The 9,854-nt window shown below is 68.1% G+C and carries 9 protein-coding genes; 8 read left to right on the forward strand and 1 reads right to left on the reverse strand.

What is annotated here, in order from left to right; genetic code table 11:
* From HMPREF0043_RS01475 to HMPREF0043_RS01510, 8 genes are all read left to right on the forward strand, one after another.
* Positions 1-763, forward strand: a 763-nt coding sequence (locus tag HMPREF0043_RS01475; RefSeq protein ID WP_021601014.1) for an ATP-binding protein, incomplete at its 5' end; no start/stop codon positions are given.
* Entirely contained in the window at positions 750-1,319 is a 570-nt protein-coding gene (gene hpt, locus HMPREF0043_RS01480; RefSeq protein ID WP_021601015.1) for a hypoxanthine phosphoribosyltransferase, read from the forward strand. The genes HMPREF0043_RS01475 and hpt, both read left to right, overlap by 14 nt.
* Before the next feature lie 414 nt (positions 1,320-1,733).
* Positions 1,734-3,890, forward strand: a complete 2,157-nt coding sequence (ftsH, locus tag HMPREF0043_RS01485) for an ATP-dependent zinc metalloprotease FtsH (protein ID WP_084432012.1) — start codon at positions 1,734-1,736, stop codon at positions 3,888-3,890.
* Positions 3,891-4,038: 148 nt separating this feature from the next.
* The gene (folE, locus tag HMPREF0043_RS01490; RefSeq protein WP_051317382.1) at positions 4,039-4,635 is read left to right on the forward strand and encodes a GTP cyclohydrolase I FolE; all 597 of its coding nucleotides are present in this window, start codon (positions 4,039-4,041) and stop codon (positions 4,633-4,635) included.
* A 172-nt stretch (positions 4,636-4,807) separates the two neighbouring features.
* The gene (gene folP, locus HMPREF0043_RS01495) at positions 4,808-5,668 is read left to right on the forward strand and encodes a dihydropteroate synthase (RefSeq protein ID WP_021601018.1); all 861 of its coding nucleotides are present in this window, start codon (positions 4,808-4,810) and stop codon (positions 5,666-5,668) included.
* Entirely contained in the window at positions 5,665-6,519 is an 855-nt protein-coding gene (gene folK, locus HMPREF0043_RS01500; RefSeq protein WP_021601019.1) for a 2-amino-4-hydroxy-6-hydroxymethyldihydropteridine diphosphokinase, read from the forward strand. Before folP ends, folK begins: the two co-directional genes overlap by 4 nt.
* A complete protein-coding gene (locus HMPREF0043_RS01505; RefSeq protein WP_021601020.1) occupies positions 6,510-6,995 on the forward strand; it encodes a DUF3180 domain-containing protein in 486 nt (161 codons plus the stop codon). The genes folK and HMPREF0043_RS01505 overlap by 10 nt, the downstream gene beginning before the upstream one ends.
* 73 nt (positions 6,996-7,068) lie before the next feature.
* On the forward strand, positions 7,069-7,986 hold the full coding sequence (locus HMPREF0043_RS01510; RefSeq protein ID WP_040317590.1) for a Rossmann-like and DUF2520 domain-containing protein: 918 nt from the start codon (positions 7,069-7,071) through the stop codon (positions 7,984-7,986).
* A 70-nt stretch (positions 7,987-8,056) separates the two neighbouring features.
* On the opposite strand, the gene HMPREF0043_RS10520 is transcribed toward HMPREF0043_RS01510, so the two are convergent.
* Positions 8,057-9,223: an amidase domain-containing protein gene (locus tag HMPREF0043_RS10520; protein ID WP_021601022.1), complete on the reverse strand. Its 1,167-nt coding sequence runs from the start codon at positions 9,221-9,223 to the stop codon at positions 8,057-8,059.
* Between the last annotated feature and the right edge of the window lie 631 nt (positions 9,224-9,854).

Below are 9,854 nucleotides of genomic sequence, written 5' to 3' on the forward strand. Positions count from 1 at the left end.
GGCCTCGCGCGCCGCGCGGTACGCCGCGCTCGCCCGCGCCGCCCGGACGCTGGGCGGCGAATCGGCCGGTTCCCGCCCGCCCGCGACCGTCCTGCTGGGCCACACAGCCGACGACCAGGCGGAGACCGTCCTGCTGGGCTTGGCCCGCGGATCGGGCGCCCGGTCGATCGCGGGCATGCCGGCGGCCTCCGCCGTCCCGGGAGCGCCGGACGTCCGCGCCCTCCGGCCGTTCCTCGGCCTGCGCCGCTCCCTGCTGCGCGAAGCGCTCGCCTCGGAGGGCGTCGGCTGGTTCGACGACCCGACGAACCAGCCGGATTCGCCCGTGCGGGCGGCCGACGGCACGCCGCTGCGCCGCACCGCCGTGCGCCATCACTCACTGCCCGCGCTGGAGGAGGACCTCGGCCCCGGCGTCGTCGAGGCGCTCGCGCGCACGGCCGCCCTGCTGCGCGCCGACACCGAAGCGCTCGATTCCATCGCCCGCGAGCACGCGACTCGGCTAGGATCGGAACCGGACGTGGACGGCCTGCGCTCTCTGCCGCAGGCCGTGAGGACCAGGATCCTGCGCAGCGCGGCCATCGCCGCCGGCGCCCGGCCGGGGGAGCTCACCTCATGGCACATCATCCGGCTCGACGGCCTTGTCGCTTCGCGGCGCAGCGGCGCCTGCCTTCACCTGCCGGGTGTCGGCGTGGAATTGTCCGCAGGCCGGGTAATCTTTGACAGCGCAGGTGCGAGGCGACGAAAGGAAGGCCATGGACGCGCGTGACATGGGTGCGGACCTGGACAGGATCCTCGTGACGGCCGAGGACATCGACGCCAGGCTCTCCGAGATGGCCTCGCAGATCGACGACGTCTACGGGAAGGGAGGCCACGGGGGCGGAGACCTGCTGCTCGTCGGCGTCCTACGCGGCGCCGTCATGGTGATGGCGGACCTCGCCCGCAAGATCGCGATCCCGGTCGAGATGGACTGGATGGCCGTCTCCTCCTACGGTTCGGGGACCAAGTCCTCCGGCGTCGTGCGGATCCTCAAGGACCTCGACACCGACATCGCCGGACGCGACGTCCTGATCGTCGAGGACGTCATCGATTCGGGCCTGACCCTCTCCTGGCTCAAGGCCAATCTGGAGTCCCGCTGCCCGGCCTCGGTGCGCATCGCCACGGCCCTGCGCAAGCCCGAGGCCGCCAAGGTGAAGATCGACGTCGACTTCGTCGGCTTCGACATCCCCAACGAGTTCGTGGTGGGCTACGGGCTCGACTACGCGGAGCGTTACAGGCATCTGCCCTTCGTCGGAACGCTCGCACCACATGTGTACGGAGGCTGAGTGCTAGACAAGAACGACGGCGCGGACAGCGCCGACACGCCAGATCGCGGCCGCATCGCCACCGGCGTGGAGACCGGGACCGCCCCCGGCGATCGCACACCCGAGCCCGCGGACGACCGCGGGCCGGCACCCGGCGGCCAGGGCGAATCGAACGGACCCGCGGCACCCGGCGGCGAAGGCGGATCGGGCGGGCCCGGGCCGGTGCCCGGCGGCCAAGACAGACCCGGCGAGAGCGAATCCGGCGAGGGCAGGCCTTCGCGTCAGCCCGGCTTCCGGGACTACGGGATCGCCGGGCTGCGGGAGCGGCTCGCCGGGCTGAGACAGGGCTCCAAGCAGGGCTCCAAGTCCGAGGGGGACGGAGGCAAGCCGGACGGCCCGGGCGACGGCGCGCGAGGCTCGGGCAAACGGCGTCCCATGCGCACGTTCACGGTCGTCGTCTTCGTCGTCGCCGTCGCCCTCTCGGCGCTGTGGATGTTCTTCGGAGGCGAGCAGTTCCGATCGGTCAAGACCTCCGAGGGCATCCAGCTGCTCAAGGGCAAGACGGTCGAACGCGTCCAGGTGACCGAGGGAACCCAGCAGGTGCGCCTGTGGCTGAGCGAGTCGGCCAGGGCCATGGATTCCGAGGGCAAGAGGCACGAGGTCGGCAAACGCGTCGAATTCGAGTACGTCCAGGCCCAGGGGGAGCAGGTCGCCAAGCTCGTCGAGCAGGCCAAGCCCAGGCTCGGCTACGACTCGCGGGTTCCCCAGACGTCCATCTGGTCGTCGATCCTGACGATGGTTGTCCCGATCGTCATCATCATCGGCGCCTTCATGTTCCTCCTGCCCAGGATGCAGTCCGGCATCGGGGCCTTCGGGCGCGTCCGCGACAAGAAGCAGCTCGACGCCGATCGGCCCGACGTCACCTTCGACGACGTGGCCGGCGAGGACGAGGCCGTCGCCGAACTCCGCGAGATCACCGACTTCCTGACGGCGCCCGACCGGTACCACGCCCTGGGCGCGAAGATCCCGCGAGGAGTCCTCCTCTACGGGCCGCCCGGCACGGGGAAGACGCTCCTGGCGCGCGCCGTCGCGGGCGAGGCCGGCGTGCCCTTCTACTCGATCTCGGCCTCCGAATTCGTCGAGATGTTCGTCGGCGTGGGGGCCTCGCGTGTACGCGACCTGTTCGCCAAGGCCAAGGAGAACGCCCCCGCGATCGTCTTCGTCGACGAGATCGACGCCGTGGGCCGCGGCCGCGGCGTGGGCATCGGAGGCGGCAACGACGAGCGCGAGCAGACGCTCAACCAGCTGCTCGTCGAACTCGACGGCTTCGACCTGCGCACCAACGTCATCCTCATCGCGGCGACCAACCGGCCCGATGTGCTCGACCCCGCGCTGCTGCGCCCCGGGCGCTTCGACCGGCAGATCTCCGTGGACGCCCCCGACCTCCAAGGCCGGGCCGCCATCCTCGGAGTCCACGCCAAGGGCAAGCCGATCGCCGAGGGCATCGACTTGGAGATGATCGCCCGCCGCACCCCCGGATACACGGGGGCCGACTTGGAGAACATACTCAACGAGGCGGCCCTCCTGGCCGCGCGCTTCGGCCGCAGGGAGATCGTCGAGTCGGACGTCGACGAGGCCATCGACCGCGTCATGGCCGGCCCCCAGCGCCGCTCCCGGGTGATGAACGACGCCGACAAGCTCCTGACCGCCTACCACGAGGCGGGGCACGCGCTCGCGGCGGCGGCTTTGCACAACGCCGATCCCGTGACGAAGGTGACGATCCTCCCGCGCGGGCGGGCCCTCGGCTACACGATGGTGCTGCCCACCGAGGACCGCTACTCGGTGTACCGCAACGACCTGCTCGACCAGCTGACCTACGCCATGGGCGGGCGCGTCGCGGAGGAGATCGTCTTCCACGATCCGACCACCGGCGCCTCCAACGACATCCAGAAGGCGACCGGGATCGCCTGGAAGATGGTGACCGAGTACGGGATGAGCGCCGAGATCGGCATGATCCGCCTCGCCTCCGAGGACGCCGACCCCATGACCCGCGCCCTGGGCGGCGGCGAGACCCAGCATTCGGACGCCCTCGTGTCCGCCGTCGACCGGGAGGTCCGGCGGTTCGTGGACGCCGCGCACCGGGAGGCCTGGCGCATCCTGACCGACAATCGGGCCATCCTCGACACGCTGGCCGGCCGGCTCATCGAGAAGGAGACCGTCTTGGAGGCCGAGCTCTCCGAGATCTTCGCCGGCGTCGTCGAAGCGCCCGTGCGCGGACGCTGGCACGCCTTCGACGTCCCGGAGGATCTCCTGGCCGTCACCGAGATCCCTCCCATCGAGATGGTCTCGCGAACGCCCGACGGCGATGGAGCCGACGCACCCGACGAGGTGGGCGCTGCGGACGGATCCGGCGTGGCCGCGCCTCCCGAGGGCGCCCCCGCCGAAGAAGCCGACGCCGCGCCTGAAGATGAATCGGCTGGAGCCGACGGACCGGACGGAGCCGATGTGCCCGACGGACCGGACGCCGCGGACGGCGCCCCCGGAGCTTCCGGACGGCCCCGGGAAGGCGAGGAGGGGGCCGATCGTGGGTGAGGCTCCCGGACGGCCGTCCGATTCCCCCGGGCTGGATTCCTGCGAGCATGGATTCCCTGAGTCCGGCGAGTCGGATTCTCCCCGGCAGGCTCGCTCCGCCTGCGACGCCGGCGAGCCAGAGCTGCGCGAGCCGCGCGGGGGCGGACGCGTGCCGGCCGAGTCCGCCGGCGGGTCCGGCGTCCGCTCCTACGACGAAGCCGGGGTCGTCGAGGCCGTGCGCGCCCTTCTCCTGGCCGTCGGGGAGGACCCGGCCCGCGAGGGCCTGGCCGGCACCCCCGAGCGTCTGGCCCGGGCCTACCGGGAGATGTTCGCGGGGCTCCACGAAGACCCCGCCGAGGCTCTGGACGCGCAGTTCGACATCGGCCACCAGGAGATGGTCCTCGTGCGCGACATCCCCATGTATTCGACGTGCGAGCACCATCTCCTGCCGTTCCACGGGGTCGCGCACGTGGCCTACATCCCCGGGGCGGAGGGCCGGGTGACGGGTCTGTCGAAGTTAGCACGCCTGGTCGAGGGGTATGCGCGCAGACCGCAGATCCAGGAGCGCCTGACGTCCCAGGTCGCCGACGCTCTGGCCAAGCGCCTGGAGGCGCGCGGCGTCATGGTCGTCGTCGAGGCCGAGCACCTGTGCATGTCCATGCGGGGCGTGCGCAAGCCGGGGTCTCGCACCGTCACGTCGGCGGTGCGGGGAGTCCTGCGCAATCAGGCGACCCGCGCCGAGGCCCTCAGCCTCATGCGCGCCTAGACGGCGGCCGGCGGGGCGGCGTTCAGCCCCGTTTCGAGCGGGGCCGGGCTGCAGGCCGGGGCCGGGTGGCGCCGCCGGACGGAGGGCGTTGATGGATGCGGAGTGCCGATGGCCCCGGCCGGCCGGGATTCGTAGAATCGAAGCACCGCCATCAGCGAGGGAGGAATGGGACATGCAGCATATCGGCGACGGCGCCGCCGGCCGGAGCCTCGTCATGGGGATCCTCAACGTCACGCCGGATTCGTTCTCCGACGGCGGCCTGTACGTCGACGCCGACGCGGCCGTCGAACGGGCCTATCGCATGGTCCGCCAGGGGGCCGACATCGTCGACGTCGGCGGCGAATCGACCAGGCCCGGCGCCACGCCGCTGTCCGCCAGGGACGAATGGGACCGGATCGGGTCGGTGGTCCGCACTCTGGCCAACACCCCGATACGCGTCTCGGTGGACACCTATCACGCCGAGACCGCCAGGCGGGCGGCGGACGCGGGCGCCGCCATCGTCAACGACGTCACCGGAGGGCACGGCGACCCCTCCATGCTCAGTGCGATCGCGGCTACCGGATGCACCTACATCCTTCAGCACAATCGCGGCGGCGGGGCGTCCACGGACGCCCTCGCCTCCTACGGCGACGTCGCCGCGGAGGTCTCCGGCGAACTGTCCGCTTCGATCGACCGGGCGATCTCCGCGGGCGTCGACGCCTCCCAGATCGTCGTCGACCCCGGCTTCGGCTTCGCCAAGGTCGGCCCGCAGGACTGGGACCTGGCCGCCCACATGGAGTCCGTCATGAGCCTCGGCTTCCCGGTGCTCGTCGGGGTCTCGCGCAAGCGCTTCCTCGCCGAGATCGCCTCGGGAGGGGAGGGCCCCGAGCGGCGCGACGACGCCACGGCCGCCATGACCGCCTACTTCGCGTCCCTCGGCGTGTGGGCGGTTCGCGTCCACGAGGTGGCAGCCTCCCGCGCCGCGGTCGAGGCCGTCGCCAGGCTGCGCCGGGCCGGAGCCTACGAGCGGGCTGCGCAGGCGGCGCCGCGATGAGCGACACGGTCCGCATCACGGGGGTGCACGCCGAGGGGCGCCACGGCGTGCACGAGGAGGAGAAGACCCGTCCGCAGCCTTTCCTCGTGGACGTCGAGGCGGAGGTCGAGGCCGCTCGCGCAGCGGCCGGCGACGACCTCGCCGACACCGTCTCCTACGCGGACATCGCCTCCGATGCGGTGGCCGTCGTCCGAGGCCCGTCGGTCGACCTCATCGAGACCTTGGCCCAGCGCATAGCCGACCGCGTCCTGGCCCGCGGGGCGCTGCGCGTGGCCGTCACCGTCCACAAGCCCGAGGCCCCGGTCGGCCTCCCCTTCTCCGACGCGTCCGTGACCGTCCGGCGGGACGGCCCGCTCGCGGCCTCGGGGACGATCCGGCGCGCCGTCGTCGCCCTGGGGGCGAACCTGGGCGACGCCCGCGCCGCCCTGGACGCGGCGGTGGAGGCCGTCCGCCGCCTGGACGTGTGCGTCACGGCCGTCTCGCGCTACGCGAGGACCGCCCCGGTCCTCGCCCCGGGCCAGCCGCCCCAGCCCGACTACCTCAACGCCGTCCTCACCCTGACGACGGCGATGTCCCCCCTCGACCTGCTGGCCGCCCTCCAGCGCATCGAAGTCCGGCTCGGCCGCGTTCGCCGCGAACGCTGGGGCCCCCGCGCGATCGACCTCGACATCGTCGACGTCGAAGGCGTAGCGAGCCGGAACCCGCGTCTGACGCTCCCGCACCCGCTGGCCGCCGGGCGTCTCTTCGTCCTCGAGCCGTGGATGGAGATCGAACCGGATGCGACGCTCGCCGGCTCCCCGGTCGCATCGCTCGCGGCCGCCGCGGCCGCCCGGAGCGGCGTATGCGCTTGACGTCGCTGAGACGCCTGGCACTCGTCTGCGGGGCGGGAGCCGGACTCGGCGTGATCGCGTGCGCGATCCTACTCGACGGGGGGCGAGCGCCCGTGGCCGTCCCGACCGCGCTGTTCCTGCCGATCCTGATCGTCGCCGTCGGCGTCGCCGTCGACGGGTGGCGGGTCAGGAGGCTGCGGCAGGGCAAGGCAACCAGGATGCGCCCGCTGCAGGCGGCCCGCGTCGCCGTACTGGCCCAGGCGTGTTCGCGCAGCGGGGCCTTCTTCGCCGGGCTCGCCGGTGCCTGCGCGGCGATCTTCCGCCACACCGGCCACACCGGGTACGTGCGCGCCCAGGTGCTCTCCCTCCTCCTGGCCTGCGGGGCGAGCCTCTTCCTGGCTCTCTGCGGATGGGTCGCCGAACGCTGGTGCGTCGTCGAAGGGGACGATGACGACGAGAACCTCGACGGCTACCAGGCCTCCGGGGCATCCACCTAGCGAGGCCCGGGACGCGCCAGGCTGGGGAATGTGGAAGGATGGCGGTGCCGAGCACCCCGACCGAGGAGGGACGATGTCCGCTACGCCCAAGCCGCCCGAACCGGGACGCCTGAACATCGGCGTCGTCTCGGCGGGGAGGGTGGGATCCTCCCTCGCCTCGGCGCTGCGCGCAGCGGGTCACACGATCACCGGGGCCTGTGCGCCGTCCCAGGTGAGCCGCGAGCGGCTGGAGGCGATGCTCCCCGGCGTGCCGGCGATGGACCCCGTGGACGTGGCCGCATCCTGCGACGTCCTCCTGCTGGCCGTCCCCGACGACGAACTCGGCCCGCTCGTGGCGGGCTTGGCAAGGCTCCAGGCCTTCGCGCCCGGCCAGCTCGTCGTCCATGTGGCCGGACGGTTCGGCGTCGGCGTCCTCGACCCCGCGGCGCAGCTGGGGGCGATGCCGCTGGCACTGCATCCGGCTATGACCTTCACCGGCACCTCGCTCGACGTCGCTCGGCTGGCCGGCTGTCCGTTCGCCGTGACCGCGGCTAACACGCTTCTGCCGATCGGCCAGGCGCTGGCCGCGGAGGTCGGCGGCCACCCGGTGGTCGTCGCCGAGGAGGACCGGGGCCTCTACCACGCGGCCCTGTCGCACGCCGCGAACCACCTCGTGACCCTGGTCGGGCAGTCAATGCGCGCACTGGAAGCCGTGGGCGTCGACGATCCCGGTTCCTACCTGGCTCCGCTCCTCCAGGCGTCACTGGACGGCGCATTGAGCTCCGGCGAGGCGGCCCTCACCGGCCCCGTCGCCCGGGGCGACGCCGGCACGGTGCGCGAACACCTCGCCGCCCTCGACGCGCTCGCCGCCACCGGGGATTACGCGGACATACCGCCCGCCTATCGAGCGCTCGCCGGGGCGACGGCGGCCAGGGTCTCCGCCCGCAGCCTGAGGCAAGCTCCGGGGATCGCGGAAATACTGACGGAGCTGGAAAGGCGACGCAGGCCGTAGGGGGATCCCCCTACGGCCTGCCGAAAGGCGCTGTCGGCGCCGGCTCGCGAGTTCGCGACGGCGATCGCGTCTAGGTGCGATGCGCGTACCACGTCACATCTTTATCGGCCATTGAGGAGAAAGGCCTGTTGAGCGTGTTATCCGTGTGATAGCTCAGGTAAGGCATTCCATCATTGCCTTTTTTAGTGACGATCATCGTATGCGTCATATTGCTTTCTCCTGCAGCTTTATATTGGAGAATATCACCTGGTTCCAAATCGTAAATGTTATTTATTATAACCGTTCTACGGAGTAAATTACGGAGACCAGGATAATCCTTCGGTCCGGTGGCCATGTGATAGAAATTCTCAGCCGCCGACCATGACCAACTATTTCTAGGAACTCCTTTTGAGTTATACCACCATGACGAATCCATCATATAGTCGAGTGGATATAAAGGATTCTTGAAAAATGTCCAGCCGCCGGCAAACATAGCTTGAGATACGAAATTAGTACAGTCATTCCCATCATAGTAATAATAATCACTATTTTGGTTTTCTGCGTATTTAATAGCGTAATCGACAGCTTTTTGCTTTTTATCTTTACTTAATGACAGAAGTGCAGGTGAAACAGGTGCAGAATTGTTCTGTGTTTGCTGTGTGGTAAAATTGTTTTTTGCTGTTGGATCCTTCTGTGAAGGATTCGGATTGCCTTTCGGATTTTCCGGAAGGGAATTGCCGGGATGCTTATCGTAATAGTCCCGATCTTTGACCGTAATATCTACAATGCAGCCTTGAGTGTCCATTTCCGTCTCATGAGGGACTACTTCCACCCAATCTACATTGTCCTCCGCCACATGGCGCGAGATTCGTACCTGTGTGGTGATAAGAAAATTGCCGTTACTTTTTTTGTTAGTAGTAGTCTTTTTAATCGTCACGTCGACTTTGTCAATGTGACGCGGGCTCTTTGGGTTTTTGGACATGGACTGAGACATCTTTTTGGCGGAGTTCGCTACGTTAGCGGCGCTCTTTTGCGCTTTATCCTTTGAGCAAACTCCTTTCAGCGCGGATGCGGGAGCATCCTTCTTTGCGATGAAAGCATCGGTGTTTGCCTGCTTCTGCATGGCTACCACCGAATTGACCGCCTTGCTGGAGAGATTGCCGACGTCCGGTGACGAATCCGCACTCGCCGAGCCGATGGGAAACATCAAAGCCGCTGCACATAGCGCTCCGGCCGCCGTTATGCGTCTTTTTCTCATGATTCTTCCTTTTATGAAGTATTCGGACGAATTGTATGGATCTGCAAGGATTTATATAAGGATATATAGCGTTTATTGAAATGATTCTGTGTCTTTGAATAGAAGTGCGTGATCATGAGGGCGATTTGAGAATTAAATTTAGCCCTCGACGGCCCTGCTCCCTCGCCATCGTCGTCCATTGACCAAGGTGGCAGATGCCATTATTACTCGCAGAAGAGAATCAATATAACTATGATCTCATTAAGGCAAGGGCCTAGTAAAGGGACGTTCGCCCTATATTTTTTCGTACACACATCTATGAATGAACTCATATGAATATGACTGATTGGATTTATGTGACTTGATATTCATGAGTTAATTGTTGGACGATTACAGTGTGCCTCTGACGGAGAAATGCCGACCGCAGAACGGCTGATCCCACGGCGTTTGGGAATGCCGCCGAGCTCTGGCAGCCGCCGTCGACGCACAGCGGATGCCGGGTGCCGACTGGGCGAGTGTCGACTGGGCGGGTGCCGACTGGGTATGAATATCCTGTTGGCCGAGCGTGGCTTCTGCGGCCGGGAGCGAACTCTCCCTCGGCCGGGGCGGCCCTCGCTTTGGCGCAACCGCCCCTACCGCCGGGATGCGGCGG

Origin of the sequence: Actinobaculum sp. oral taxon 183 str. F0552 (assembly GCF_000466165.1) — a bacterium.
Classification (GTDB): Bacteria; Actinomycetota; Actinomycetes; order Actinomycetales; family Actinomycetaceae; genus Peptidiphaga.